The sequence below is a fragment of the Micromonospora sp. WMMB482 genome (assembly GCF_019038635.1).
GTDB classification, from domain to species: domain Bacteria; phylum Actinomycetota; class Actinomycetes; order Mycobacteriales; family Micromonosporaceae; genus Micromonospora; species Micromonospora marina.
On record NZ_JAHOPD010000020.1, the window covers coordinates 5,383,003 to 5,409,590 of the forward strand.

27 protein-coding genes are annotated in these 26,588 nt (G+C 72.9%); 19 read left to right on the forward strand and 8 right to left on the reverse strand.

Features of this window, described 5'->3' with window-relative positions; translation table 11 throughout:
- Positions 1-15: 15 nt before the first annotated feature.
- The 4 genes from KSK32_RS26345 to KSK32_RS26360 all read right to left on the reverse strand — a co-directional run bounded on the left by KSK32_RS26345 (position 16) and on the right by KSK32_RS26360 (position 6,014).
- Positions 16-2,565, reverse strand: coding sequence for an ABC transporter permease (locus KSK32_RS26345; RefSeq protein WP_216933632.1), 2,550 nt, complete (start codon positions 2,563-2,565; stop codon positions 16-18).
- Complete coding sequence (locus tag KSK32_RS26350; protein ID WP_216933633.1) at positions 2,565-3,329, reverse strand: ABC transporter ATP-binding protein; 765 nt, start codon at positions 3,327-3,329, stop codon at positions 2,565-2,567. The genes KSK32_RS26345 and KSK32_RS26350 overlap by 1 nt, the downstream gene beginning before the upstream one ends.
- Before the next feature lie 259 nt (positions 3,330-3,588).
- Positions 3,589-4,272: a response regulator transcription factor gene (locus KSK32_RS26355; protein WP_216933634.1), complete on the reverse strand. Its 684-nt coding sequence runs from the start codon at positions 4,270-4,272 to the stop codon at positions 3,589-3,591.
- 830 nt (positions 4,273-5,102) lie between these two features.
- Positions 5,103-6,014, reverse strand: a complete 912-nt coding sequence (locus KSK32_RS26360; RefSeq protein ID WP_216933635.1) for a PD-(D/E)XK nuclease family protein — start codon at positions 6,012-6,014, stop codon at positions 5,103-5,105.
- Positions 6,015-6,228: 214 nt separating this feature from the next.
- Here KSK32_RS26360 and KSK32_RS26365 point away from each other — a divergent pair, with 214 nt between their 5' ends.
- From KSK32_RS26365 to KSK32_RS26375, 3 genes are all read left to right on the forward strand, one after another.
- Positions 6,229-7,287 carry a M50 family metallopeptidase gene (locus KSK32_RS26365; RefSeq protein ID WP_254188628.1) on the forward strand — a complete coding sequence of 353 codons (1,059 nt, stop codon included), beginning with the start codon at positions 6,229-6,231 and terminating at the stop codon, positions 7,285-7,287.
- Positions 7,284-8,228 carry a tRNA (adenine-N1)-methyltransferase gene (locus tag KSK32_RS26370; RefSeq protein ID WP_216933636.1) on the forward strand — a complete coding sequence of 315 codons (945 nt, stop codon included), beginning with the start codon at positions 7,284-7,286 and terminating at the stop codon, positions 8,226-8,228. The genes KSK32_RS26365 and KSK32_RS26370 overlap by 4 nt, the downstream gene beginning before the upstream one ends.
- Positions 8,229-8,403: 175 nt before the next feature.
- The gene (locus KSK32_RS26375; protein ID WP_013476950.1) at positions 8,404-8,976 is read left to right on the forward strand and encodes a hypothetical protein; all 573 of its coding nucleotides are present in this window, start codon (positions 8,404-8,406) and stop codon (positions 8,974-8,976) included.
- Positions 8,977-9,035: 59 nt separating this feature from the next.
- Here KSK32_RS26375 and KSK32_RS26380 read toward each other — a convergent pair whose 3' ends face one another.
- The gene (locus KSK32_RS26380; protein ID WP_013286103.1) at positions 9,036-9,329 is read right to left on the reverse strand and encodes a ferredoxin; all 294 of its coding nucleotides are present in this window, start codon (positions 9,327-9,329) and stop codon (positions 9,036-9,038) included.
- A 177-nt stretch (positions 9,330-9,506) separates the two neighbouring features.
- On the opposite strand from KSK32_RS26380, the gene arc reads away from it, so the two are divergent.
- The 8 genes from arc to KSK32_RS26420 all read left to right on the forward strand — a co-directional run bounded on the left by arc (position 9,507) and on the right by KSK32_RS26420 (position 16,970).
- Positions 9,507-11,288, forward strand: a complete 1,782-nt coding sequence (gene arc / locus KSK32_RS26385) for a proteasome ATPase (protein ID WP_018784497.1) — start codon at positions 9,507-9,509, stop codon at positions 11,286-11,288.
- A gap of 166 nt (positions 11,289-11,454) precedes the next feature.
- Positions 11,455-12,972, forward strand: coding sequence for a depupylase/deamidase Dop (gene dop / locus KSK32_RS26390; RefSeq protein WP_353939627.1), 1,518 nt, complete (start codon positions 11,455-11,457; stop codon positions 12,970-12,972).
- Between the two features lie 107 nt (positions 12,973-13,079).
- The gene (locus KSK32_RS26395) at positions 13,080-13,286 is read left to right on the forward strand and encodes a ubiquitin-like protein Pup (RefSeq protein WP_013286106.1); all 207 of its coding nucleotides are present in this window, start codon (positions 13,080-13,082) and stop codon (positions 13,284-13,286) included.
- A gap of 74 nt (positions 13,287-13,360) precedes the next feature.
- A complete protein-coding gene (locus KSK32_RS26400) occupies positions 13,361-13,543 on the forward strand; it encodes an endonuclease domain-containing protein (RefSeq protein ID WP_289256400.1) in 183 nt (60 codons plus the stop codon).
- Positions 13,462-14,301, forward strand: coding sequence for a proteasome subunit beta (gene prcB / locus KSK32_RS26405; RefSeq protein ID WP_216933637.1), 840 nt, complete (start codon positions 13,462-13,464; stop codon positions 14,299-14,301). The genes KSK32_RS26400 and prcB overlap by 82 nt, the downstream gene beginning before the upstream one ends.
- Positions 14,302-14,355: 54 nt before the next feature.
- Positions 14,356-15,189, forward strand: a complete 834-nt coding sequence (gene prcA, locus KSK32_RS26410) for a proteasome subunit alpha (RefSeq protein ID WP_216933638.1) — start codon at positions 14,356-14,358, stop codon at positions 15,187-15,189.
- Positions 15,190-15,333: 144 nt separating this feature from the next.
- Complete coding sequence (gene pafA, locus KSK32_RS26415; RefSeq protein WP_216933639.1) at positions 15,334-16,692, forward strand: Pup--protein ligase; 1,359 nt, start codon at positions 15,334-15,336, stop codon at positions 16,690-16,692.
- Between the two features lie 59 nt (positions 16,693-16,751).
- Positions 16,752-16,970, forward strand: coding sequence for a hypothetical protein (locus tag KSK32_RS26420; protein WP_216933640.1), 219 nt, complete (start codon positions 16,752-16,754; stop codon positions 16,968-16,970).
- Between the two features lie 12 nt (positions 16,971-16,982).
- Here the strand turns inward: KSK32_RS26420 and KSK32_RS26425 are convergent, their stop codons facing one another.
- Positions 16,983-17,924, reverse strand: a complete 942-nt coding sequence (locus KSK32_RS26425; RefSeq protein ID WP_216933641.1) for a hypothetical protein — start codon at positions 17,922-17,924, stop codon at positions 16,983-16,985.
- A 236-nt stretch (positions 17,925-18,160) separates the two neighbouring features.
- Between KSK32_RS26425 and KSK32_RS26430 the strand changes: the two genes are divergently transcribed.
- On the forward strand, positions 18,161-18,709 hold the full coding sequence (locus tag KSK32_RS26430) for a carboxymuconolactone decarboxylase family protein (RefSeq protein ID WP_216936368.1): 549 nt from the start codon (positions 18,161-18,163) through the stop codon (positions 18,707-18,709).
- A gap of 12 nt (positions 18,710-18,721) precedes the next feature.
- Here the strand turns inward: KSK32_RS26430 and KSK32_RS26435 are convergent, their stop codons facing one another.
- Positions 18,722-19,807 carry a DUF3866 family protein gene (locus tag KSK32_RS26435; RefSeq protein ID WP_216933642.1) on the reverse strand — a complete coding sequence of 362 codons (1,086 nt, stop codon included), beginning with the start codon at positions 19,805-19,807 and terminating at the stop codon, positions 18,722-18,724.
- A 190-nt stretch (positions 19,808-19,997) separates the two neighbouring features.
- On the opposite strand from KSK32_RS26435, the gene KSK32_RS26440 reads away from it, so the two are divergent.
- The 5 genes from KSK32_RS26440 (at position 19,998) to tatC (ending at position 23,780) form a co-directional block, all read left to right on the forward strand.
- Positions 19,998-20,996 carry a YafY family protein gene (locus KSK32_RS26440; protein ID WP_216933643.1) on the forward strand — a complete coding sequence of 333 codons (999 nt, stop codon included), beginning with the start codon at positions 19,998-20,000 and terminating at the stop codon, positions 20,994-20,996.
- Positions 20,993-22,000, forward strand: coding sequence for a YafY family protein (locus tag KSK32_RS26445; RefSeq protein WP_216933644.1), 1,008 nt, complete (start codon positions 20,993-20,995; stop codon positions 21,998-22,000). Before KSK32_RS26440 ends, KSK32_RS26445 begins: the two co-directional genes overlap by 4 nt.
- Positions 22,001-22,010: 10 nt before the next feature.
- Complete coding sequence (locus tag KSK32_RS26450; RefSeq protein ID WP_216933645.1) at positions 22,011-22,259, forward strand: hypothetical protein; 249 nt, start codon at positions 22,011-22,013, stop codon at positions 22,257-22,259.
- Positions 22,260-22,475: 216 nt separating this feature from the next.
- Positions 22,476-22,805 (forward strand): Sec-independent protein translocase subunit TatA, encoded by a 330-nt coding sequence (gene tatA / locus KSK32_RS26455; RefSeq protein ID WP_091428102.1) that lies wholly within the window; start codon positions 22,476-22,478, stop codon positions 22,803-22,805.
- A 21-nt stretch (positions 22,806-22,826) separates the two neighbouring features.
- Positions 22,827-23,780, forward strand: a complete 954-nt coding sequence (gene tatC / locus KSK32_RS26460; protein ID WP_216933646.1) for a twin-arginine translocase subunit TatC — start codon at positions 22,827-22,829, stop codon at positions 23,778-23,780.
- A gap of 191 nt (positions 23,781-23,971) precedes the next feature.
- Here tatC and KSK32_RS26465 read toward each other — a convergent pair whose 3' ends face one another.
- On the reverse strand, positions 23,972-24,916 hold the full coding sequence (locus tag KSK32_RS26465; protein WP_254187198.1) for an ABC transporter substrate-binding protein: 945 nt from the start codon (positions 24,914-24,916) through the stop codon (positions 23,972-23,974).
- Between the two features lie 138 nt (positions 24,917-25,054).
- Here KSK32_RS26465 and KSK32_RS26470 point away from each other — a divergent pair, with 138 nt between their 5' ends.
- Together KSK32_RS26470 and KSK32_RS26475 are read left to right on the forward strand one after the other, a co-directional pair.
- Positions 25,055-25,753 (forward strand): hypothetical protein, encoded by a 699-nt coding sequence (locus KSK32_RS26470; RefSeq protein WP_216933647.1) that lies wholly within the window; start codon positions 25,055-25,057, stop codon positions 25,751-25,753.
- A gap of 120 nt (positions 25,754-25,873) precedes the next feature.
- On the forward strand, positions 25,874-26,524 hold the full coding sequence (locus KSK32_RS26475) for a fasciclin domain-containing protein (RefSeq protein ID WP_374226728.1): 651 nt from the start codon (positions 25,874-25,876) through the stop codon (positions 26,522-26,524).
- The last annotated feature ends 64 nt before the right edge of the window (positions 26,525-26,588 follow it).

Consider the following 26,588-nt stretch of genomic DNA (forward strand, 5'->3'; position numbering starts at 1 on the left):
GCCCTTCCTTTCAGGTCAGTCGTGGGCGATGGCACCCAGGACGTTGATCCGCGCGGCGCGGATCGCCGGCAGCACCGCGGCGACCACGCCGATGATCGCGGCCAGGATCAGGAACGTCGCCATCTGACCCCAGGGCAGGACCAGGTCGGTGATGCCCTCGTCCTTGAGCGCCTCGACGACCGCCGCGCCGAGACCGGTGCCGACCACCACGCCGAGCAGCGCGCCGAAGATGGAGATCACCACCGCCTCGACCGTGATCATGCGCATGGTCTGGGCGCGGCGCAGGCCGATCGCCCGCAGCAGGCCCAGCTCCCGGGTCCGTTCCAGCACCGACAGCGCGAGCGTGTTGATGATGCCCAGCACCGCGATCACGATGGCCAGCGCCAGCAGGATCTGGATCATCTGGAGCAGGGAGTCCAGCTGCCCGGTCTGCTGATCGATGAACGCGGCCCGGTCGGCCACCGACACCTCGGGGCTGTCCGCCAGCAGCCGCTCGACCTGCGGCTGGACCGCGTCGACAGACGTGCCGGGGGCGAGCTGGAGGAAGGCCTGGATCGGCTGCGGGATGCTGAAGTCCGCAGTGGCCTGCGGCGGCAGCGTCACCGCGTTCGTCAGCTGCGAGCTTTCGTAGATGCCACTGACCGTGTAGGTGCGGGCCTCGCCGCGGGACAGCTGCACCGGCACCGTCGAACCGACGGTGAGGTTGCGTGCCTTCGCGGTGTCCGAGCTGACCAGCATCTGGTCCGGCGCCAGCCGGCTGATGTCACCGGCGGCGGCCTTCGCCCCGAAGATCTGCTGCAGCGCCGCCACGTTGCTCGACGCGGACACCCAGGTCCGCTCGCCGCCGACCACCGCCAGGTCGCCGTACTCGCCGCTGACCATCCGCACACCCGGGATCGCGGCGGCCTTCTCCAGCACCGCCGGGTCGAAGCTCGCCGGGCGCGGCCCCGACGAGTCGCCGGAGATCACCAGCTCCGCCTTGATGGTGTCCTCCGCCAGCTTGCCGAGGCTGCCCTTGGCCGAGTCCAGGATCACCGTCACGCCGGTGACCAGGGCGATGCCCACCATCAGCGCGGCGGCGGTGATCGCGGTGCGGCGCGGGTTGCGGCCCGAGTTGAGCCGGCCCAGCTTGCCCGGCACCGACCAGGAGAACACCGCGCCGAGCAGCGCCACCACCGGCCGGCTGATGATCGGCGTCAGCAGCGCCACGCCGATGAACGCGAACAGGACGCCGCCCAGGATGGTCGCCAGGGTGCTGTCGCCCGCGTGCCCGCCGAGGCCCAGGAACAGCAGCACCGCGCCGATGCCGGTGACCACCGCGCCGCCGACGGTGACCTTGGTGAGCGGCCGGTCCGGCGTGGCGACGTCCTGCATCGCGGCGATCGGCGGGATGCGGGAGGCGCGCACCGCAGGCAGCAGCGCGGCGACCACCGTGATCAGCATGCCGACCGCGAACGCGCCGATCACCGCCGAGGGCGGCACACCCAGCCCGGCCAGGCTCAGACCGCCGGCGAGCTGACCGAACAGGTACGCCAGCAGCGCGCCCACGCCGACGCCGGCGGCGAGGCCCAGCACCGAGGCGATCAGGCCGACCGCGAGCGCCTCCAGCACCACCGAGCCGATGACCTGCTTGCCGCTGGCCCCGATGGCCCGCATCAGCGCCAGCTCACGGGTGCGCTGGGCCACGATGATCGAGAACGTGTTGAGGATCAGGAACGTGCCGACCAGCAGTGCCACCGCGGCGAACCCGAGGAGGATCTTGTTGAAGAACGACAGCCCCTCCTTGAGGCCGGCCGAGGCGTCGGCGGCGAGCTGCTCGCCGGTCTTGACCTGGTAGTCGGCGCCGAGCGTGCGGGCCACCTCGTCGCGCAGCGCCGCCGGCGTGGTGCCACCGGCGGCCTGGACGCTGACGCTGCTGAACACGTCCGGCTCGCCCAGCATCAGCTGCTGCGCCACCGGCGTGGTGAAGTAGACCTCGTTGGCCCCGCCGATCGAGTCCCGGCCGCCGCTGTAGCCGAACACGCCGACGATCGTGAACTCCTTCTTCGGCGCGAGTGTCAGCACGCCGACCCGGTCGCCGACCTTGACCTTGCCGGCCTCGGCCAGCGCGGCGTTGATCACGATCTCGTCGTCGGCCTGCGGGCCGCGCCCCTCGCGTAGTTCCAGCAGGTCGCCCTCGCCGAGCCAGTTCTGGCCCAGCTGCGGCGGGCCGAACGAGGTGACCACCTTGCCGTTGCTGCCGATCATGCGGGCGCCCTCGGCGGCCACCACGCCCTCGGCGTCGGCCACGCCCGGCACCGCCTTGACCCGGTCGAGCACCGACGCCGGCATCGGGGTGCTCACCGGCATGCCCTCGGTCGTGGAGACCTCGATCTTCGGCTTCGCCTCGACGCTGACGTCGACCTCGGAGTACGCGTCGGCGAAGACCGCGTCGAAGGACCGCCCGAGCGTGTCGGTGAGCACGAACGAACCGGAGACGAACATGACGCCGAGCACCACCGCCAGGCCGGACAGCAGCAGGCGCAGCTTGCGCGCCAACAGGCTCTTGAGCGTTGCCCGCAGCATCAGTTGCCCACCTCGACCGGGGCGTCCAGCTTCTTCATCATGTCCAGCACCGTTTCGGCGGTCGGCTCGATCAGCTCCGAGACGATCTGCCCGTCGGCGAGGAACACCACCCGGTCGGCGTACGCGGCGGCCGTCGGGTCGTGCGTGACCATCACGATGGTCTGGCCGTGCTCGCGTACCGAGTTGCGCAGGAACTTGAGCACCTCGGCGCCGGAGCGGGAGTCCAGGTTGCCGGTCGGCTCGTCCGCGAAGATCACCTCGGGACGGGCGACGAGCGCCCGGGCGCACGCCACGCGCTGCTGCTGGCCGCCGGAGAGCTGCGCCGGGCGGTGCCCGAGCCGCTCCCGCAGGCCGACCGTGTCGATCACCGTGTCGTAACAGGCCGGGTCGGGCTTGCGCCCGGCGATCGACAGCGGCAGCAGGATGTTCTCCTGCGCGGTGAGCGTGGGCAGCAGGTTGAACTGCTGGAAGATGAAGCCCACCTTGTCGCGGCGCAGCTTCGTCAGGCCGGAGTCGTTGAGCCCGGTCACCGTCGTGTCGCCGATCATGACCGTGCCCTTGGTCACCGTGTCCAGCCCGGCGAGGCAGTGCATCAGAGTGGACTTGCCCGAGCCGGACGGCCCCATGATCGCGGTGAACCGGCCGCGTTCGAACTCGGCGCTCACCTCCCGCAGCGCGACGACCTGTGCCTCGCCGCTGCCGTACACCTTCCACACGTCGTTCGCCCGGGCCGCGGCCTGCTCTCGGCCCACCGTCGCGGTCACGTCATCTACCTCTTCCGTTTGTCGTTCTCATGCCGCACCGCCCCCGCTGGCCGGTGCGGCGGAATCCATCCTCGGGGTCGGGAGCCCGGAAGCCCTCCGACCTGGGGTGGAATCCGCGCCGAATTTCCGGTGAGGGTCGACCCCCATCCGGGCTCAGGGTGACCCCTGACCGGCGGGCGACGCCGACGCTGGGGCCTGACCCCACGTGACGGTCAACACGTCAGCCCCGCCGCTGGTCACGGTAGGCGACGCGCGCCACCTAGCCGCCGGGGCGGACCAGGCCCGTCTCGTACGCGAGCACGACCGCCTGGACCCGGTCGCGCAACCGTAGCTTCGTCAGCACATGCCCGACATGGGTTTTCACGGTGGTCTCGCTGACCGACAGCACCCGGGCGATCTCCGCGTTCGACAAGCCGCGCGCCATGTGTGTGAGCACTTCCCGCTCCCGGTCGGTCAGCGGCTCCAACGCCCGTGCCGGGGCGGCGGCCGGGTCCGGCAGCACCTGGGCGAAACGGTCCAGCACCCGGCGCAGGACGCGCGGGGACATCACCGCGCCCCCGGCGGCCACCGCACGGATCGCGGCGACCAGGTCCTCGGCCGGCACGTCCTTGGTCAGGAAGCCGCTCGCCCCGGCCCGCAACGCCCCGACGACGTGGCCGTCCTGCGCGAACGTGGTGAGCACGAGCACGCGTACCGGCAGCCGGGCCGACACGATCGCGCGGGTGGCGGCCACCCCGTCCAGGCGCGGCATCCGGATGTCCATCAGCACCACGTCGGGCAGCAGCCGCCGGGACAGCTCCACCGCCTCCACGCCGTCGCCGGCCTCACCCACCACGTCGAGGTCGTCCTCCGCGCCGAGCACCATCCGGAATCCGGTACGCAGCAGCGGCTGGTCGTCGGCGAGCAGAACCCGCACCGGCCGGGAGACGGCGCCCTCGGTCATGGTCCCCCTCGTCGTCCGGGCGGCGGTCCGGCCGGGACCCGTCGGCGCCGGCACGCGCCCGCGATCCATCCGGCGTGAACCGGGCCGCGGTAACCACCGTAGAGGGCGCCGCTGGCGTGGTCGCCGATCAGGCCGCCCCGATCCCGCAGGTTGGCCGGGCTCCGCGCGCCGGGCTCGCGTGAGGTCGCGGGTGGTCTGTGTGCCGGGCTCGCGTGAGGTCGCGGGTGGTCTGTGTGCCGGGCTCGCGCGGGATCGCCGGTGCCGCACGGTGGCCCGGCACCGCATTCGTCCGAGGGTGACCCGGCGCCCGGCTCGCCCCGCGGTGACCCGGCGCCGGACTCGCCCCGCGGTGACTGGGCCCCGGACACGCCCGGCTCGGGGAGCGCCGCGCTCCGCTCGGCGAGCCCCTCGCCGCTGGTGGACACGCCCGCACCCATGATCGACTCCACTTCGCCGAGGTGGCTGCATCCCACCCCCGTTGACCCCGCCACCTCCCCGAGGTGGCTCGCGTGCCCGGTCATCACCGACCGGACGGGCCGGCGGCCCAGGGCGACTGGCCCGTTCGGCCACCGCCGAGCGGGCCGGGTCGGTGTCGTCGGTCCACTCTTACGGCGCTCTGCCCGCCGGGAGCGCATCGGGATCGGGCGCGCTCCGCGCCGGGCCGCGCGGGATCGCGGGCCGGCCCTGCGCGGGATCGCCCGCCGGTCCGGGGGCGGTCCGGCCAGGCGTCAGCCCGGGCACCCTGCGGCGGGAGCGGAGGTTGTCGGCCCGGGCACCCTGCGGCGGGAGCGGCGGTTACCAGCCGGGGCACCGTCCGGCGGGAGCGGAGGTTACTCGTCGGCGCCGGGTGCCACCGGGCGGGAGCGGGCGTCCACGAGCGGGTCGGGTGCGGCGGCGGGCGCCGGGAACGGCGGCGGCGTCCCGCCGTAGCTCGGGCACAGCGCCTGGTGGTTGCACCAGTCGCACAGTCGGCTCGGCCGGGGACGGAAGTCCTGCCGGGCGGTGGCCTGCTCGATCGCCCGCCACAGCGCCACCACTGTTCGCTCGAACCGCACCAGCTCGTCGGCGTCCGGCGCGTAGTCGCACACCTCGGCGTCCTTGAGGTAGAGCAGGCGCAGCACGCGCGGCACCACGCCCCGGGTGCGCCACAGCACCAGGGCGTAGAACTTGAGCTGGAACAGCGCCCGCGACTCGAACGCCTCCCGCGGTGCCCCGCCGGTCTTGTAGTCGACCACCCGCAGCGCGCCGTCCGGCGCGACGTCGAGCCGGTCGAGATAGCCCCGGATGAGCAACTCGTCGTCCACCACCGCGGAGATCAGCGCCTCACGCTCGGCCGGCTCCAGCCGGCGCGGGTCCTCCACCGCGAAGTAGCCGTCCAGCAGAGCCGTCGCCGACCGGAGGAACTCCTGCGGCCCGACGACGTCGCCGTCGGCGAACAGCGTGGCCAGCTCCGGCTCCTCGGTGACCAGCCGGTCCCACTGCGGGACGACCAGGTCACCCGCCGACTCCGGGGTGCGCGCCGCGGCCGGCAGGTCGAACAGCCGCTCCAGTACGGCGTGCACGAGCGTGCCCCGGGCCTGCTCGACGGTCGGCCGCTCGGGCAGCCGGTCGATGCTGCGGAACCGGTAGAGCAGCGGGCAGGTCTTGAAGTCGGCCGCCCGTGACGGCGACAGCGAGGCCCGCACGGTGACCGGCGCCGCCGTCTGGTCGCCGTGACTGTCGATCATCGGTTCCGCCGTCATGACCGGAAGGTTAGGGCACGCGTGTGACAGGGCCGCCGTCGCCGCACCGAAGCATGATCGGGATCGCGGTGGCGTCCGTCGTCCGCGGCTGCGGGGCTCGCCGAAGCTCGGCTCACGTAGCATCGGGCCGGTGCAGCAGCGGAGCCGAGGATCCCGCCGACCGGGGCTCAGCCTCGGCCGGATCCTCGGGGTGCCGCTGCGCGTCGACGCCTCGATGCTGCTGCTCACCGTCGTGGTCACGGTGCTGTACGCGGCGCTGGCCCGCCGCCAGCTCGACCTCGGCCCGCTCGGCGGCTACCTGGTCGGCCTCGGCTTCGTGATCTCGCTGCTCGGCTCCGTGCTGCTGCACGAGCTGGGGCACGCGCTGACCGCCCGCCGGTACGGCATCGGCGTGCGGGGGATCACGCTGGAACTGCTCGGCGGCTACACCGAGATGGACCGCGACGCCCCCAGCCCCCGGGTCGAGCTGCTGATCTCCCTGGCCGGCCCGGCCGTGTCCGCGGTGCTCGGCGCCGGCGCGGTCGCCGCCACCCTCGCCCTGCCCGCCGGCACGCTCGGCCACCAGCTCGCCTTCCAGCTCGCGGTCAGCAACGTGGTGGTGGCGATCTTCAACAGCCTGCCCGGTCTGCCGCTGGACGGCGGCCGGGCGCTGCGCGCCGCGGTGTGGGCGCTCACCCGCGACCGGCACCGCGGCACCGAGGTGGCCGGCTGGGTGGGCCGGGCCGTCGCGCTGGGCACGCTGGCGCTGGTCGTGGTGCTCACCATGCGCCGGGCGCTGGCCCCGCTGGCCCTGCCGCTGCTGCTGCTCGTCGCGCTGACGCTGTGGCGCGGCGCCGGGCAGTCGATCCGGATGGCCCGCATCGGCCGCCGGCTGCACCTGGTCGACCTGGCCCGGCTGGGCCGCCCGGTGCTGCCCGTGCCCGCGGGCACACCGCTGGCCGAGGCCCAGCGCCGCCGCGACGAGACGGGCACCCCGGGGGCGGCACTCGGCGTGGTCGACTCGGCCGGCCGTACCGTCGCCCTGGTCGACCCGGCCCGCGTCGCCGCCGTACCCCCGGAGCGGAGGCCGTGGGTCGCGGTGGACGAGGTGGCCCGCGACCTGTCCGCCGTGCCGGCGCTGCCGCTCGGGACGGACGGCGAGCGGGTGCTGGAGACCGTGCGCACCCACCCGGGCGCGCAGTACGTGGTGACGTCAGGCGAAGATGTGGTCGGCGTGCTGCACATCGCGGATCTCGCCCAGCTCCTGGAACCCGAACGGAAGACGAACACGTGACCGCAGAGATCTCCACCGTCCCGGCGTTGCCCCCGGTCCACCGCGGGCCGTTCCGGCCGGGCGACCGGGTCCAGCTGACCGACCCGAAGGGCCGGATGCACACCGTGACGCTGGAGCCCGGCAAGGAGTTCCACACCCACCGGGGGATCCTCAAGCACGACACCCTGATCGGCCTGCCCGACGGCAGCGTGGTCACCACCGCCGGCGGCGGCACCGCGTTCCTGGCGCTGCGGCCGCTGCTGTCGGACTACGTGCTGTCCATGCCGCGCGGCGCCCAGGTGATCTACCCGAAGGACTCGGCGCAGATCGTCGCCATGGGTGACATCTTTCCCGGCGCCAAGGTGCTGGAGGCCGGCGCCGGGTCCGGCGCGCTGTCCTGCTCGCTGCTGCGGGCCGTCGGCACCGAGGGTGAGCTGCACTCGTTCGAGGTGCGCGACGACTTCGCCCAGATCGCCCGCCGCAACGTCGAGGCGTTCTTCAACGGGCCGCACCCGGCCTGGCGGCTGCACGTCGGCGACGTCGCGGACTGCGCCGAGACCGGTTTCGACCGGATCATCCTCGACATGCTCACCCCGTGGGAGATGCTCGACATGGTCGAGCGGGCGCTCGTGCCCGGCGGCGTGCTGATCGGCTACGTGGCCACCACCCCGCAGCTGTCCGAGCTGGTCGAGGCGCTGCGCGAACGCGGCGGCTGGACCGAGCCGCGCGCCTGGGAGTCGCTGGTGCGCGACTGGCACGCCGAAGGGCTCGCGGTCCGCCCGGACCACCGGATGATCGCCCACACCGCGTTCCTGGTCTCCGCCCGCAAGCTCGCCCCCGGGGTCACCGCGCCGCCGCGCCGCCGCAAGCCCAGCAAGGGCGCCGAGGCGTACGCGCAGCGCCGCGACGCCCTGCGCGCCGCCGCCGCGGCCCGCGCGGCGGAGGAGCCGGAGCAGTCCTGACCCCCGCCGCGCGCCCGTGCGCGCACGGGCGGATCATGTGTGCCGGTGGGGACGACACCTGAGCGGGTGGAGACGGTGGCATGAGCGAGCGGATCGGGGCGCGCGTCGGGCGGCGCGCCCGTGCCGGTGACCGGGACCGGTGGCAGCACGGCGGCGCGGCCGGGCGGGAGGCGGCGTGAGCAACCCCGGCTACGGCAACGGCGACCTGCCCGCCGTCTTCCCGGACTGGTCGCCCTACACCGACCTGGAGTCGGCCGCCCGGGCGTACCTGCGCGACCCGGACATCGCGCTGGAGGCGCTCGACGGCGTGCTGCGCGGCGCGTCGGTGCTCGGCTTCACGCTGGAGCGCTTCGTCAACGAGGTGAACGGGGTGTGGCAGGAGGTAGTCGTCTGCGACGGCAGCCGGCTGGTGCTCTGGCACGGCGAGGACGTGCCGCCGGGGGAGGGGCCGCCCGGCGCGATGACCTCGTCGCTGCGGGTGGTGCCGCTGTCCACCGTCACCGAGGTCGGCTGCCGGCGGCGGCTCATGCGCGCCGACAACGGCACCGTACGGGTCGACAGCATCGACGTGTACCTGCTGCTCAGCTCACTCGACGAGGCACCGCCCAGCGACGAGGCGATCGGCGCGCCCCGGCACGACGCGCTGCGCTTCGGCAAGACCCTGGACGACGGCGGCGCGGGGCAGATCGCCCGGCTGGAGGAGTTCGCCCGGCTGGTCGCCTCGGTCGTCGGCCGGCCCCTGCTCTGAGGCGGACGCACGACGGGCCGGGGACCACACGTCCCCGGCCCGTCGTGCCCGTCTCCGCCTCAGTCCTCGGCCTCCGGGCCGGCCACCTCGACGCCGTCGCTGCCGCGCACGACGTGGATGCACTCGCCCGGGCACTCCTTCGCCGAGTCGATCACCTCGAGGCGCAGGTGCTCCGGCACGTCCACCCGGGCGCCCGGGGCCTGCCGCAGCTCGCCGTCGGGGCCCTTGACGTACGCGAGGCCGTCGACGTCGAACTCGAAGACCTCCGGCGCGTACTGCACGCAGAGCCCGTCACCGGTGCAGAGATCCTGATCCACCCAGACCTGCAACTGGTCGGTCGCGACGTCGGTCACGAAGCACCCCCCATGTTCTCCCGTCCCACGCTCCGACGGTACCCGAACGCCCGTACCCGCCCCGCGACCAGCCCTTCGCGATCAAGCTTCGGTGACGAGCGCGTTGCTGTGGACCGAATCGGGCTCATAGCGGCTAGTGTTAGGTCAGAACGTTCAAGCCCCCCGGGGAGGTGGGACGTGGCACGCAGCGACGACGCGGACTCGCGCGCCGCACGGTGGGAAAAGGAAGCCCACGATCTCTCCACGCAGGTCGCGTTCCTGCAAGAGGAACTCGCTCTGGTGCGGCGCAAGTTGACCGAGAGCCCCCGACACGTCCGGCAGCTCGAAGAGCGGCTGGCGGCCACCCAGGCACAGTTGGCGCGGCTGACCGAGAACAACGAACGGCTCGTGAGCACCCTCAAGGAGGCTCGCGCGCAGATCGTGACGCTCAAGGAGGAGATCGACCGGCTCGCCCAGCCGCCGAGTGGCTACGGCGTCTTCCTGGCCAAGCACGACGACGGCACGGTGGACGTGTTCACCGGCGGGCGCAAGCTCCGGGTGGCCGTCTCGCCCTCGCTGGAGGTCGACGAGCTGCGCCGTGGCCAGGAGGTCCTGCTCAACGACGCGCTCAACATCGTCGACGCGTTCGGCTACGAGCGGGTCGGCGAGGTGGTGATGCTCAAGGAGATCCTGGCGGGCCCCGAGGGCGCTCCGGGTGACCGGGCGCTCGTGGTCTCGCACTCCGACGAGGAGCGGATCGTGCACCTCGCCGAGACCCTGATCGGCAGCGCGATCCGGGCCGGCGACTCGCTCATGATCGAGCCCCGCTCGGCGTACGCGTACGAGCGGATCCCGAAGAGCGAGGTCGAGGAACTGGTCCTGGAGGAGGTGCCCGACGTCAACTACGAGGACATCGGTGGCCTCCAGGCGCAGATCGAGCAGATCCGCGACGCGGTGGAACTGCCGTTCCTGCACTCCGACCTGTTCCGCGAGCACCAGCTCCGGCCGCCGAAGGGCATCCTGCTCTACGGCCCGCCCGGCTGCGGCAAGACGCTCATCGCCAAGGCGGTGGCCAACTCGCTGGCCAAGAAGATCGCCGAGCGGGAGGGCAAGGAGCGGCACACCAGCTTCTTCCTCAACATCAAGGGCCCCGAGCTGCTCAACAAGTACGTCGGCGAGACCGAGCGGCACATCCGGCTGATCTTCCAGCGGGCGCGGGAGAAGGCCGGCGAGGGCACCCCGGTGATCGTGTTCTTCGACGAGATGGACTCGGTGTTCCGCACCCGCGGCTCCGGCGTCTCCTCCGACGTGGAGAACACCATCGTCCCGCAGCTGCTCAGCGAGATCGACGGCGTCGAGGGCTTGGAGAACGTCATCGTCATCGGCGCCTCCAACCGGGAAGACATGATCGACCCGGCGATCCTGCGCCCCGGCCGGCTCGACGTGAAGATCAAGATCGAGCGGCCGGACGCCGAGGCGGCGAAGGACATCTTCTCCAAGTACATCCTCGCCGGCCTGCCGCTGCACGCAGACGACCTGGCCGAACACGGCGGCGACGCCCAGGCGACGGTCGCGGCGATGATCGACGCGGTGGTCCTGCGGATGTACTCCGAGACCGAGGAGAACCGCTTCCTCGAGGTCACCTACGCCAACGGCGACAAGGAAGTCCTCTATTTCAAGGACTTCAACTCCGGCGCGATGATCCAGAACATCGTCGACCGGGGCAAGAAGATGGCCATCAAGGAGTTCCTCACCTCCGGACGCAAGGGGCTGCGGCTGCAGCACCTGCTCGACGCCTGCGTCGACGAGTTCCGCGAGAACGAGGACCTGCCCAACACCACCAACCCCGACGACTGGGCCCGCATCTCCGGCAAGAAGGGCGAGCGGATCGTCTACATCCGCACGCTCGTCTCCGGCGGCAAGGGCGCCGAGGCCGGACGGTCCATCGAGACCGCCAGCAACACCGGCCAGTACCTGTAGTCCGACCCCTCGACGGAGGCCCGTGGCGAATCCGCCACGGGCCTTCGCGTGTACCCGGGGAGGCCGCCACACCGGACCCGGCGCTGCCGCCATGCCCCCTGCGCGCGTCACGCCGACTACGCTCGACGTGACGGGGACCCCGACGGCGAGCGGAGCGGGCAGGTCGATGAGCGTCAGAAGGATCATGGGCACCGAGGTCGAGTACGGCATCTCCGTGCCCGGTCAGGCCGGAGCCAACCCGATGGTCACCTCCTCCCAGGTGGTCAACGCCTACGGGGCGCGACCGGAACTCAACCGGGGCGGCCGGGCCCGCTGGGACTACGAGGAGGAGTCGCCACTGCGCGACGCCCGCGGGTTCACCTACTCCGGTGCCGCGTACGACCCGGCCGAGGCGCTCGCCGACGAGGATCTCGGGCTCGCCAACGTCATACTCACCAACGGTGCCCGCCTCTACGTCGACCACGCCCACCCGGAGTACTCCACGCCCGAGGTGACGAACCCGCTGGACGTGGTGCGGTGGGACAAGGCGGGGGAGCGGGTGATGGCCGAGGCGGCCCGGCGCGCCGCGACCATCCCGGGCACCCACCCGATCCACCTGTACAAGAACAACACCGACAACAAGGGCGCCAGCTACGGCTCGCACGAGAACTACCTGATGCGCCGGCAGACGCCGTTCGCCGACATCGTGGCGTACCTGACGCCCTTCTTCGTCACCCGGCAGATCGTCTGCGGCGCCGGGCGGGTCGGCATCGGCCAGGACGGCGGCCAGAGCGGTTTCCAGATCTCCCAGCGGGCCGACTTCTTCGAGGTCGAGGTGGGCCTGGAGACGACGCTCAAGCGGCCCATCATCAACACCCGGGACGAGCCGCACGCCGACGCCGACAAGTACCGCAGGCTGCACGTCATCATCGGCGACGCCAACCTCTCCGAGATCTCCACGTTCCTGAAGGTCGGCACCACCTCGCTGATCCTCGCCATGATCGAGGAGAAGGCGCTCGGCGCTGACCTGGGCATCGCCGACCCGGTGGCCGAGCTGCGCGCGGTCAGCCACGACCCGTCGCTCAAGCACCTGATGCGGATGCGCGACGGTCGCAAGCTCACCGCGCTGGACGTGCAGTGGGCGTACCTGGAGCGGGTCGCCTCCTTCGTGGACGACCGCCACGGCCAGGACGTGGACGAGCAGACCGCGGACGTGCTGCGCCGCTGGGAGAGCGTGCTGGACCGGCTCGGCCGGGACGCGTTCGAGTGCGCCGACGAGCTGGACTGGGTGGCCAAGCTGCGGCTGCTGGAGGGCTACCGGGAGCGGGAGAAGCTGGGCTGGGGCTCGCACAAGCTGCAACTGGTCGACCTGCAGTACTCCGACGTGCGGCCGGAGAAGGGCCTGTACCACCGCCTGGTGCAGCGCGGCTCGATGAAGACGCTGCTCACCGACGAGCAGACCCGCACCGCGATGACCGAGCCGCCGGAGGACACCCGGGCCTACTTCCGGGGCCGCTGTCTGGCGCAGTACGCCTCCGAGGTGGTCGCCGCGAGCTGGGACTCGGTCATCTTCGACGTGGGCCGGGAGTCGCTGGTCCGGGTGCCGATGATGGAGCCCGAGCGGGGCACCCGCGCGCACGTCGGCGAGCTGTTCGACCGCTGCGAGAGCGCCAAGGATCTGCTGGAGACGCTCACCGGCGGGTGACCCCGATGCCGGAAGGCCCGCCGGGTGCCGGAAACGGGCACGCGACGGGCCTTTCGTCGCTCCCGCGAGGTAAGTTGATCGCAGGCGATCGTGGAGGAGGCACCACCATGGCGACGCAAGAGGGTGGGCAGACCCAGTCCGGCAAGTCCCGCGAGGAGGTCGAGGAGGTCACCGCTGAGGCCAACCCCGAGGTGGCCGAGCGGCACGCCGAGATCACCGAGGACGTCGACGACCTGCTCGACGAGATCGACTCCGTCCTGGAGGAGAACGCCGAAGAGTTCGTGAGGGGCTACGTACAAAAGGGCGGCCAATAGGGCACAAGTCCGTTTCGTCCGGCAGGGCGAAGGGCGAGCCGACCGCCCGGCACCACGATGATCGCACCGGACGGGTGCGCGGGATAATCTGCTTCAACTGCAACGGTGGTCTTGGCCGGTCCCGGGACACTCCCGTGGGGCCGGCCAGGGCGATCACGTACCTGAGAGGAACCACGTGGCAGCGGGTTTTGATCCATCCGGGCGTCTTCCAGATGTGTTCACCAACGCGGGGACGTCCTCCTTCACAGCGTTCCTGAGCAAGGTGGCCCCCGAGATGCTGCCCGGCCGTCGGCCGCTGCCGCCCGGCATGGCCGCCGACATGGCCCCGCACGCGACCACCATCGTGGCCATCTCGGCAGCCGGCGGCGTGGTCATGGCCGGCGACCGGCGCGCCACGATGGGCAACCTGATCGCCCAGCGCGACATCGAGAAGGTGCACCCGGCCGACGCGTACTCGCTGGTCGGCATCGCGGGCACCGCCGGCATCGGCATCGAGCTGATGCGACTGTTCCAGGTGGAGCTGGAGCACTACGAGAAGATCGAGGGCGCGATGCTCTCGCTCGACGGCAAGGCCAACCGGCTGGCGTCGATGATCCGCGGCAACCTGGGCGCGGCCATGCAGGGCCTGGCCGTGGTCCCGTTGTTCGCCGGGTTCGACCTGGCCGCGAGCGACCCGGCGCGGGCCGGGCGGATCTTCAGCTTCGACGTGACCGGCGGCCCGTACGAGGAGACCGGCTACGACGCCATCGGCTCCGGTTCGCTGTTCGCCAAGTCCGCGCTGAAGAAGCGGTTCCGGGCCGGCCTGCCGGTCGAGGACGCGACGCGGCTCGCGGTCGAGGCGTTGTACGACGCGGCGGACGACGACACCGCCACCGGCGGCCCCGACCTGACCCGGCGGATCTACCCGGTCGTGATGACCGCCACCGCCGAGGGCACCCACCGGCTCACCGACGCCGAGACGGCGGCGATCGCGGAGAGCGTGGTGTCCGGCCGGATGGAGAACCCCGGCGGCTGAGGCCGCTCCCACCGTCCACCGAGTCAGCAGTCCCGCAGAAGGAGAACCGCCGCCGTGGCCATGCAGTTCTACGCCTCGCCCGAGCAGATCATGCGCGACCGCTCCGAGCTGGCCCGCAAGGGCATCGCCCGGGGCCGCAGCGCGGTGGTCCTGAGCTACGCGGGCGGGGTGCTCTTCGTCGCCGAGAACCTGTCCAGCACGCTGCACAAGGTCAGCGAGATCTACGACCGGATCGGCTTCGCCGCTGTCGGCCGGTACAACGAGTTCGAGAACCTGCGCCGCGCGGGCGTGCGGATGGCCGACCTCAACGGGCTCAGCTACGACCGCCGGGACGTGACCGGCCTGGCGCTCGCGAACGCGTACGCGCAGACGCTCGGCGCGATCTTCACGGAGCAGTCGAAGCCGTTCGAGGTGGAGATCTGCGTGGCCGAGGTGGGCGCCACGGCCGAGGACGACTCCCTCTACCGGGTGACCTACGACGGCTCGGTGAACGACGAGCCGGGCCGGATGGCGATGGGCGGGCAGGCCGAGGCGATCAGCGGGGTGCTGAAGAACGAGCACCGGCCGGAGATGTCGCTGTCGGAGGCGGTCCGCGCCGCCATGAAGGCGCTGAGCAGCGTCGGCGGCGAGGGCGGGGCGGCCCGCACGATCGCCGCGAACCAGCTGGAGGTGGCGGTCCTGGACCGGGGCCGGGTGGGGCGTACGTTCCGGCGGGTGACCGGCGCGGCGCTGACCGCGCTGCTGGAGGGCGACGCCGAGGCCGACACCGCGCCCGCGCCGGGCCGGGCGAAGACGCCGACGGTGCCGACGGAGGAGGCGAAGAAGCCGACGACGTCGGCGGGTTCGGCCGATCTGGAGGGCAACGCGGAGGACAAACCCGCCGAGTGACGTCCGTCTGCGGACCCCGCCACCTCCCGAGGTGGCGGGGTCTTTCGCGTACGGATGCCGCCACCTCCCCGATCTGCGCGGGAGATCGCAAGCGGCGAGCGTCGGCGCTGCCCATCGGAGGCTCCGGGCGGCTAGTGTCTCATCATGGAGCGGCGAATCTTCGGCCTCGAAACCGAGTACGGCGTCACCTGCACCTATCGCGGGCAACGCCGACTGTCCCCCGACGAGGTCGCGCGGTACCTGTTCCGGCGGGTGGTGTCGTGGGGCCGGTCGAGCAACGTGTTCCTGCGCAACGGCGCCCGCCTCTATCTCGACGTCGGTTCGCATCCCGAGTACGCGACTCCGGAGTGCGACTCGGTGACCGACCTGGTGGCGCACGACCGGGCCGGTGAGCGGATCCTGGAGGGGCTGCTCGTCGACGCGGAGAAGCGGCTGCACGACGAGGGCATCGCGGGCGAGATCTACCTGTTCAAGAACAACACCGACTCGGCCGGCAACTCGTACGGCTGCCACGAGAACTACCTGGTGTCCCGGCACGGCGAGTTCGGCCGGCTCGCCGACGTGCTCATCCCGTTCCTGGTCACCCGGCAGTTGATCTGCGGCGCGGGCAAGGTGCTGCAGACGCCGCGGGGCGCGGTCTACTGCCTGTCCCAGCGGGCCGAGCACATCTGGGAGGGCGTCTCCTCGGCGACCACCCGCAGCCGGCCGATCATCAACACCCGCGACGAGCCGCACGCGGATGCCGAGCGCTACCGCCGGCTGCACGTGATCGTCGGCGACTCGAACATGAACGAGGTCACCACGCTGCTGAAGGTCGGCACCGCCGACATCGTGCTGCGGATGATCGAGGCCGGCGTGGTGATGCGCGACCTGACGCTGGAGAACCCGATCCGGGCCATCCGCGAGGTGTCGCACGACATCACCGGCCGGCGCAAGGTGCGGCTGGCCTCCGGCAAGGAGGTCTCGGCGCTGGAGATCCAGCAGGAATACCTGGCCAGGGCGACGGAGTTCGTGGAGCGCCGGGGCGGTGACCAGACCGCGAAGCGGGTGGTCGACCTGTGGGGCCGGGTGCTGCGCGCGGTCGAGACCGGCGACTTGGACCCGGTGGCCCGGGAGATCGACTGGGTCACCAAGCTGAAGCTGATCGAGCGCTACCAGCGCAAGCACGACCTGCCGCTGTCGCACCCGCGGGTGGCGCAGATGGACCTGGCCTACCACGACCTGCGGCGCGGGCGCGGCCTGTACGGGCTGCTCGAGCGCCGCCGCGAGGTGGACCGGGTGGCCACCGACCCGGAGATCTTCGAGGCGAAGGAGACACCGCCGCAGACGACCCGGGCGCGGTTGCGCGGCGAGTTCATCCGCCACGCCCAGGAGAAGCGGCGCGACTTCACCGTGGACTGGGTCCACCTGAAGCTGAACGACCAGGCGCAGCGCACGGTGCTGTGCAAGGACCCGTTCCGGGCCTACGACGAGCGGGTGGAACGGCTGATCGCCAGCATGTGATCGGTTGGGCGGCCGGTGCCCGGCACCGGCCGCCCGCCCACGGGTACGCTGGCGTCGCGATGAACACTTCCGAATCCGCCGGCGGGTCCGGCCGCGAGACGTCCTCGGACCGTGACGGCACCGAGAAGCTCAACTGGATCGACCGTCGGCGGGAGAAGATCCGCGCCGAGATCGAGCGCAACAGACGCGGCGACTACACGGTGCCGACCTGGGTGCTGGCGGCGGCGCTCGCGCTGATCGTGGGCGCCTGGCTGGCGTTGATCCTGTTCCTGGGCTGAGTCCCGGGCGGTTCAGTTGTACGGCATCCGGGGGAACCAGCCGAAGCCGAACAGGGCCGGCACGCGTACGTCCCAGTAGACGACTGTGAAGACGCCGAACGCCACGAGCAGCGCTCCGGTGACCGCGGCGGCGCGGCGGGGGTCGGCCGTCCAGGCGAGGAGGCGTCCCCGGCTGAGCGCCACGGCGACGGTGAAGACGACTGTGACGAGCACGATGTTGCCGAGCGACTGCAGCGTGAACGCCAGCGCTCCGTAGAGCGGGTTGCCGGTGTCGACGGCCCAGTGGAACAGCTTGTTGAACATCGGGTAGGGCCGGCCGACGAGGAAGCCGCCGACGAGCGCGCCGATCGTCACCACCCGGGCGACGGGCCGGCGCGCGAAGACGTCCGGCACCAGCTTGAGCGCGGCGAGTCCCAGGTAGGTCAGGGCGAGCCCGATGACGCCGAAGACGACCGACGACTGGATGAGGCGTACCGGAACTCCGCCGACCGCCTCGGTGGACAGCTGGGGCAGCCGGTCGCCGGCCAGCACACCGATGACGCCGTACCCGGCGGAGACGACGACCATGCCGACCGTGAGCCAGCCGACCGGGCGCAGCAGGGCGCGCAGCGCCCGCCGGGTGCCGCCGGCGGGGTCGGCGCCGGAGACCTGGCTCATCGGCCCGACCGAGGCCGCGACAGCGATGTTGCAGGCGGTGAAGGTGCCGGCGAAGCCGGAGACGAAGGCGAAGATCATCCCGGCGGCGGCACCGGTGATGGCGGTCTCCTTGGCGTCATGGCCCAGCACGGTGTTCGCGACGCTGTCGCCGATGACCTTGTCGACCAGCTCGAACGACCACAGGACGGCCAGCAGCACGCCGGCCGCCGCGCTGACCAGGGCGAGCATGAGCCGGCGTCGGGGGCGGTGGGGGGAGATCCCGCTGGGCGTCGCGTCCGGGAACTGTCGCAGTGTCATGGGTCGGCCTCCTGAACGGCGGCCGCACAGGTTCCCCGGGCAGCCGGGGACGACGCCTGTCAGGGGGAGCGGTGGGGCCGGGGTCGAGTACCCGGCCAGTATGGAAAGACCGGGTGGGCCTCTGGTTCTTCCATCATGCTGACCTGTCCCGGGCGTCTTCTCCGGTGCCAGCGGTGACGGCACTCTGGACGGCGAGGCCGCGGGCGCCGCCCGGCACGGACAGGGAGCGTGACGTCATCGCACACATCGATCTCGGGCTGGACGAGAAGGCACATCCGGGCATCCAGGGGCCGCTGCGGTTCCGGCCGGAGACGGCGAAGCCGCTGGGTGAGCTGACGGAGGTGCTGCTGCGCGCTCCTCATCCCACGCTGACGCCGGGCGAGCGGGAGCTGATCGCGGCGTACGTGTCCGGCCTCAACGACTGCGACTTCTGCTGCTCGTCGCACGCGGCGTTCGCCGCCGCGCAGCTGCCCGCCGGTATGCCGCTGGTCGACCAGGTGCGCGCGGACGTAGGCACCGCCCCGGTCGGCGCCAGGCTGCGGGCACTGCTGAAGATCGCCGCCGCGGTGCGCCGCAGCGGCCGGGAGGTCACCACCGGACTGGTCGAGGCGGCCCGCACGGCGGGCGCCACCGACCTGGAGATCCACGACACGGTGCTGATCGCCGCCGCGTTCTGCATGTTCAACCGTTACGTCGACGGGCTGGGCACCTGGACGCCGCGCGATCCCGAGGCGTACGCGCGAGCCGCCGGCCACCTCGTCGCGAACGGTTACCGGGCGATCTGACGGCGGCGCGGTTCAGCCGAGCAGGCCGGCGGCGTACCGGCCGGCGGCGGCCGCGGCCAGGAAGTAGGCGTGGTCGGCGTCCAGGCCCCGGCCCATCGTGGACAGGCCGACCGGGGCGGCCCGCAGCGCCGCGTCGAGGCCGTCTGTGGGCACTGTGACGATCCGGTGCCGGTCGGCCAGCGGCGTCAGCGCCGCGGCGACCTCCCCGGCCAGGCCCGGGGGCAGGCCGTCCGGCACGACCAGCTCCGCGGGGGCCAGCGCGACCCGGCCGTACGCGGTCAGGCTGTGGTGGGAGACGCCACGGTGCCGGGGGCGGGCGTCGGCGTCGCTGATGCGCAGCGAGCCGACCGGACGCCCGCCCAGCGTGGCGACCGCGTTCACGGCCTCGCCGACGGCGACGCCGGAGAAGCCCCAGCGGGTGCCGGTGCCGAGGTTGCCCGGCCCCTGGGCCACGATCGTCAGGTCCGCGTCGAGCACGTGCCGGGCGGCGAGCAGGCCGGTGTGCAGCGTGCTCGCCTCCAGGTCACCGCCGAACGCCTGGCCGACGCTCACCGTGCCGACGAGGTGCCCGGCCAGCCCGGCCAGGGTGCGGGAGAACCAGGCCGGCAACGCCCCGCCGTCGGTCAGCACGTACGCGACCCGCGCGTCGGGGGCGTCGGCGCGTACGCCGGCCAGGATCGCCGGCAGCGCCGAGTGCAGGTCGGCGGTGACCACCGGCATGCCGTCGACGGTGTCGGCGGCGGCCAGCCGGTCGTGGTGCGGCGACGCCTCCTCGTCCACGCCGAGCAGGATCGGTTGCAGCGGCGTGTAGCGGGCCTTGACCAGGTGCCCGGCGTCGCGGCTGTCGCCGGCCCGCGGCGGGTCCGGGGGCAGGCGGTCGGGCAGCGCCACGACCAGCGCGTAGCCGCCGGTGCCGAGGCCCATCAGCAGTGCCCCGGCGTTGAGCAGCACCCGGTCGCCGGGTTCGGGCTCGCCGACCAGCGCCGGGTAGGCCAGGGCGCGCATCCGGGCGCCGTCGGGCAGGTCGACGTCGAGTTCGGCAGCGCCGGCCCACCGTCGCCGTACCGCCGTGACCGTGCCGGACCGCCATCGCACCATGCGGTGCACGGTATCGGCCGCCGCCGCGACGGCCCCCGGGCGGGTCAGGGGTTCCGGTCGTCGGCCGGGCGGCCCGCCCCGTCCTGCGTGGTGCGGGCGGTCCGGCCGCCCGGACGGGACCGGGCGGAAGACCCCCGCGCCGCGCCGCGCGGGTGCCCGCGCCCGACGTGCGGGCTGCTAGCGTTTGGGCGTGTCCCGGACCCGTACCGAACGCCTGGTCAACCTGGTGATCTGCCTGCTGTCGACGCGACGCTTCCTGACCGCCGCGCAGATCGCCGCGACCGTGCCCGGTTACGAGCACGACCCGGACGACGCCAAGGACCACGAGGCGTTCCAGCGCAAGTTCGAGCGCGACAAGGCCGAGCTGCGTGAGCTGGGTGTGCCGCTGGAGACCGGCACGGCGAGCGTCTTCGACGCCGAGCCGGGCTACCGGATCGCGCCGCGCGCGTACGCGTTGCCCGACATCCCGCTCGAACCGGACGAGGCCGCCGCCGTGGGTATCGCCGCCCGGCTGTGGCAGCACGCCGGGCTGGCCGCCGCCGCGTCGTCGGGGCTGGCGAAGCTGCGCGCCGCCGGCATCGACGTCGATCCGCAGGCCACGCTGGGCCTGGAGCCGATGGTGACGGTCGATCCGGCGTTCGCGCCGCTCACCGCCGCCGCCCGGGACCGGCGCGAGGTGAGCTTCGACTACCGCGTCCCGGACCGGGACGCGCCCACCCGCCGCCGGGTGCAACCGTGGGGTGTGGTCTGCTGGCGCGGCCGGTGGTACGTGGTCGGCCACGACCTGGACCGGGCGGCGACCCGCTGCTTCCGGCTGTCCCGGGTGGTCGGCACGGTGCGGTCGACCGGCGAGCCGGGGGCCTACGAGCCGCCCGCCGGGGTCGACCTGATCAGCCATGTGGCCCGCTGGTCCGGGCCGGTGGAGCACACCGGCCGGGCCACGGTGCTGGCCACGCCGGGCCGCGCGGCCGGGCTGCGCCGCTGGGCCGTCGAGTGCCAGGCCGGTCCGGACGGCGACCGGCTGGTGCTGCCGTACGCCGACGCCGACTACCTGGCCGGCCAGATCGTCGGGTACGGCCCGGACGTCCGCGTCCTGGAGCCACCGGAGGTGCGGGAGGCGGTCATCCAGCGGCTCAAGGAGGTCGCCGCCCGCCACGACGAGCTCGCGGTGACCGGGGGTGCCCGGTGACCCGCCCGGCGGCCCGCGCGGGCCGTGCCTCCGCCGACCGGCTGGCCCGGCTGCTCAACCTGGTGCCCTACCTGCTGGCCCGCCCCGGCATCGAGATCGCCGAGGCGGCGCACGACCTCGGGGTGACCGAGAAGCAGCTCCGGGAGGACCTGGAACTGCTCTGGGTGTGCGGGCTGCCCGGCTACGGCCCCGGCGACCTGATCGACATGGCGTTCGACGGCGACCGGGTGACGATCACCTACGACGCCGGGATCGACCGCCCGCTGCGGCTCACCCCGGACGAGGCCCTGGCCCTGGTGGTGGCGTTGCGGATGCTCGCCGAGACGCCGGGCGTGGCCAACCGGGAGGCGGTCGAGCGGGCCCTCGCCAAGATCGAGAGCGCCGCGGGTGACCTGGCGGGGGCGCCGGTCGAGGTCCGCCTGCCCGGCGACTCCGCACGGGTTCGCGAGCTGCGCGCCGCCGTCGAGCGCGGCCGGGCGTTGCGGATCACCTACTACACCCCGGCCCGGGACGAGACCACCGAACGCACCATCGACCCGCTGCGGATGCTGATGGTCGGCGGCCGGGCGTACGTGGAGGCGTGGTGCCGCCGCGCCGAGGCGGTGCGGCTGTTCCGGGCCGACCGGATCGACGCGGTGACCGAGCTGCCGGAACAGGCGGTGGTGCCGCCGCAGGCACGCCCGCACGATCTCCGCGACGGCGTGTTCCACCCGTCGGCCGACCTGCCGCTGATCACGCTGCGGATCGGCCGGGGCGAGCGGTGGATCACCGAATACTATCCGTGCGAGCGGGTCGAGGCCGACGGCGAGCAGTGGCTGGTGTCGCTGCGCGTCACCGACCTCGGGTGGGCCCGGCGGTTCGTGCTCGGGCTGGGCCCGGAGGTGACGGTGGTGGCCCCGGCCGAGCTGGCCGAGCAGGTACGCGCCCAGGCCGTGGCCGCGCTCGACGCGTACGCCACCCCGGCCGGCAGCGCCGACCGGGCGGCCGTCGGCGTCACCCGATAGGCTGACCGCCGTGGTGACGTGGATCGTGCTCGGGGTCGTGGTGTTCGCGCTGGTCGTACTGGCCCTGGCGGTCCGTCCGGTGGTGAGCCGCCTGCCCGGGCTGCGCCGTTCCGCGCTGGCGTTGCAGCGCCGGGCGGCCGAGGCCGAGGGGCTGCGGTCGGCCGCCGAGCAGTTGCAGGCGCGGGCCGAGTCGCTCCAGGAGCGGGCGGCGCTCGCGCAGGAGCGGATCACGTTGATCAAGGCCAGGCGCGGGGACTGATCGACGTCGGTCGTCCGGTGAGCGTCGGCTGCGCGTTCCCGGGCGGTTACGCGCAGAAATGCGCGGACCTGGACGGTTGACGGGACACTTCGGGTTGGTCGAAACTTCACCGATCGGGCCCGCACCGGCAGGCCCGCGGGGGTGGCAAGCCGCTGCGACACACGTACGATGGGCGACGACCCACCCCTCACCGACACAGAGCGACTGGAGCTTCCCATGGGTGCCCTCAAGCCGTGGCACATCGCCGTACTCGTGGTCGTGCTGATCCTGCTGTTCGGCGCGAAGCGGCTCCCCGACGCGGCCCGCTCGCTGGGCCGCTCGCTGCGGATCATCAAGGCCGAGACCAAGAGCCTGCACGACGACGACCGCGACCTCGCCGAGAAGGCGGACGCGCAGGCCGGCTACCAGCCGCTCCAGCCGCAGCAGCCGGTGCAGGGGCAGCCGTACGTGCAGCAGCAGTACGCCCAGCAGCAGCCGTACGCGCCGCAGCCGCAGCAGCCCGTGGCCCCGCCGGCCGACCCGGTGCAGCGCGTCCGCGAGAACTGATCCGAGAGGGCCCCAACCACCGTGGCCTTCGGGTTGAAGAAGCGCGGCCCGAGCAGTTTCGCGCGCGCGGCCGACGGCTCGATGACGCTCATCGAGCACGTCCGTGAGCTGCGCAACCGGCTGTTCCGGGCGTCGCTGGCGATCCTTGTCGGTTTCGGGTTCGGCGTCTGGCTGTCCGGGCCGGTGCTGCACATCCTGCAGAAGCCCTACTGCGACCTGCCCAAGGCGCGGTTGATCGACGGCAACTGCAACTTCGTCCAGCTCGGTCCCGCCGACCTGTTCCTTCTGCAGATGAAGGTTGCCCTCTGGGTAGGCCTGATCATCGCCGCGCCGATCTGGCTCTACCAGCTCTGGGCGTTCATCGCGCCTGGCCTGCACCGGCACGAGCGGCGGTACGCGTACTTCTTCACCGCTCTGGCTGCCCCGCTGTTCGGTGCCGGCGCGGTGCTGGCGTACTTCGTCACGTCCAAGGGCCTGGAGTTCCTGCTCAACGTCTCCGGCGGCGGCGACGTGACCACCACTCTCGACATCACCCGCTACATCGGGTTCGTCACGAACCTGATCCTGCTGTTCGGGGTGGCGTTCGAGTTCCCGCTGATCGTGCTGATGCTCAACTTCGTCGGCCTGGCCAGCGCCAAGCGGCTGCTCAGCTGGTGGCGGGTGGCGGTGTTCGTGTTCTTCGCGTTCGCCGCCGTGGTCACGCCGACACCCGACCCGTTCGGCATGAGCGCGCTGGCGATCTGCCTCTGCGCGCTCTACTTCGCCGCGGTGGGGGTGGCGTTCCTCAACGACAAGCGGCGCGGTCGCGGCCGTGAGGTGTACGCCGGCATCGCCGACGACGAGGTGTCACCGCTGGACCTGTCGAACGAGCCGGTGCCCGCGGGCGGCCGGATCGAGGCGTCCGGGCCGATCGGCGCACCCGAGCCGATCGTCGCCCCGAAGCCGATCGAGCGCCGTTACGACGACATGACCTGACCGGCCCCGCGCACCGCCGGACGCCGTCCCCGCCTCCCGGGGGCGGCGTCCGCGTCTCCGCAGCCGCCCCGACGCCCATCCCACGTTGATCTTGGACTTTGTGCCCCTCCAGTGCCCGATATCCGCCCTTTGTCGGGGCCGAAACTGCAAGATCGCCGCGGGCGGGCGGGCGGGCGGGGGCGGGGTGGGGGTCAGGTGATGCGGCGGGCTGCTTCGGGGTGGGGCGGGGGGACCGCGCCGGGGTGCAGGATCGCGGCTGTCGTCTCGGCGCCGTCGACCAGGCGCGGGCCGGCGCGCACGATCAGCCCGTCCGCGTCCAGCGCCCACACCTGTGCCTCCGGGAAGTGCCCGGCCACCGCGGCGGCCTGCTCGGCCGCTCCGTCGAGACGGAACCCGCACGGCGCGACCAGCACCACCTCGGGGCGGGCGGCCCGCAGCGCCGCCCAGGTGGTCGGCGTGGACCGGGCGCCGCGATGGGTGGCCACCGGCTCGCCGCCGGCGACGTCGACGAGGTCCGGGATCCAGTGCCCGGCCCCGAACGGCGGGTCCACCCACTCGACGACCGCGACCCGGCGCCGGGGCCGGCCCGCCACCGCCGCGCCGACCGCCGCGAGCCGGGCACGCAGGCCGTCGACCAGTGCCTCCGCGCGATCCGGCACCCGGGCCGCCGCGCCCACCGCGCGGATCGACTCCAGCACGTCGTCCAGGGTGTACGGGTCGAGCGACAGCACGTCGGCCCGGCATCCCAGATGGTCCACGGCGTCGGCGACCCGGCCCGAGGGCAGTGCGCAGACGCGGCACAGGTCCTGGGTGAGGATCAGGTCCGGGTCGAGCCCGGCCAGCGCGCCGGCGTGCAGCGTGTAGAGGTCGGCACCGGCCGCGACCTGCGACCGGACGTACGCGTCGATCTCGCCGGGACTCATGCCCCGGGTGTCCCGGCCGCCGACGACCACTGTGGTGCCCGACCGGTAGCGCGCGGGCACCTCGCACTCGAACGTGACGCCGACCAGGTCGTCGCCGAGGCCGAGCGCGTACGCGATCTCGGTGGCGGAGGGGAGGAGGGAGACCAGCCGCATGCCCGCCATCATGCCCCCCGCGCGGACCGCCGCGCCCCGGGGCCGGTCCGGAACGGACATCGGGTCGCCCTCGGGCCTTGCCGGGACGCCGTACCCGCTTAGACTCTGCTGACTCCGCCGAGCCCCCCGGGCGGTGTGCCGGGGTGCGTCGGCGCCCCGTTCCGGTCAGTCCGTCTGACCTGCGCTCCGGAGAGCCCGATGAAGAGCCGTACCGCCGCCGTCCTGACCGTCCTCTGCGCGGCCACCGCGCTCACCGCCTGCGGTGACGACGAGCCCGCGCCGAAAGGACAGCAGGTGCCGGTGACCGCCACCGACACCAGCTGCGAGGTCACCACCACGCTGTTCACCCCGGGTACCGTCACCTTCACCGTGACCAACCGTGGTCAGCAGGCCACCGGGGTCTACGTCTACGGCCGGGAGGGCGGCGCCTTCACCAAGGTGATCGCCGAGGTCGCGGACGTGCCGGCGGGCCGCACCGGCGACCTGCGCGCGTCGCTGCAGACCGGCACGTACGAGGTGGCCTGCAAGCCCGGCCGGCAGGGCGACGGCGTCCGGACCACGATCACCGTCTCCGACGACGGCAACCTCGCCAGCGCCGCGGCCGAGGTGGCCTACGACCGGTCGGTGACGATCGAGCTGACCGACGACGCGATGACCGGCGTGGACGCCCTGATCGCCGAGCCCGGCGAGAAGCTCGCGTTCAAGGTGACGAACAAGACCGCCGGGGCCCGGACGCTGTACGTGCTCAACCCCGAGGGCAAGCGGGTCGCCGAGATGAAGGCCGAGGCCAACGGCACCGCCGAGACGGTGGTGACGCTGGGCGCGGCGGGGGACTGGTCGCTGAAGGTCAAGGGTGACGGCGTGCCGTCGGTGAGCAGGCCGCTGGTGGTGCGCTGAGGCGCGGGGAAGGCCGATCCGAAGCCGGTCGGTCCGGGTGCATCCACCGGGGACGGCCGGGGCGAAGCAATGGTCGTGACGGCAGTCACGGACCTGGTCGCTTCGACGAAAGGCTCCCCGATGAACATCGCTCGTCTCGCCGCCCGGCTGGCGGTGGTGGCCACCGCCGCGGCGGTGGCCACCACCGCCGTCGCCGTGCCCGCCCAGGCCGGTGCCAAGCAGCCGGGTACGCGGTCGCTGGCCGCCGTGCTCACCGCCGACAAGAGCGGCTTCGACCACAACCCGTGGGACTTCGACGTCCTCGCGAAGGCGGTCCTGACGGTGCTGCAGGCCAAGCCGGACTCGCCGGTCAGGGTGCTCACCGACGGCACCGTCGCGCTGACCGCGTTCGTGCCGAACGACTACGCGTTCCGCGAGCTGGTCCGCGACATCACCGCCGCGAAGCGGCTGCCCGGCGAGAAGGCCGCGTTCGACGCGGTCGCCGGGCTGGGCGTGGACACCGTCGAGGACGTCCTGCTCTACCACGTCGTGCCGGGCGCGACGATCGACCGGAAGGCGGCGCTGAAGGCCGACGGCGCGGACCTGACCACCGCGCTCGGCGCGACCGTCGAGGTGGACGTGAAGCGCTACTGGTTCGGCCGGCAGGTGCGGCTGGTCGACGCCGACACCAGCGACCGCGACGCGCGGGTGGTGCGGTACGACATCAACAAGGGCAACAAGCAGATCGCGCACGCGGTGAACCGGGTGCTGCGCCCGGTCGACCTCCCCTGAACCACCCCCGCCACGGCGTCCGGCACCCCCTGCCGGGCGCCGTCGGCGTGTGCCGTCCGCCTGC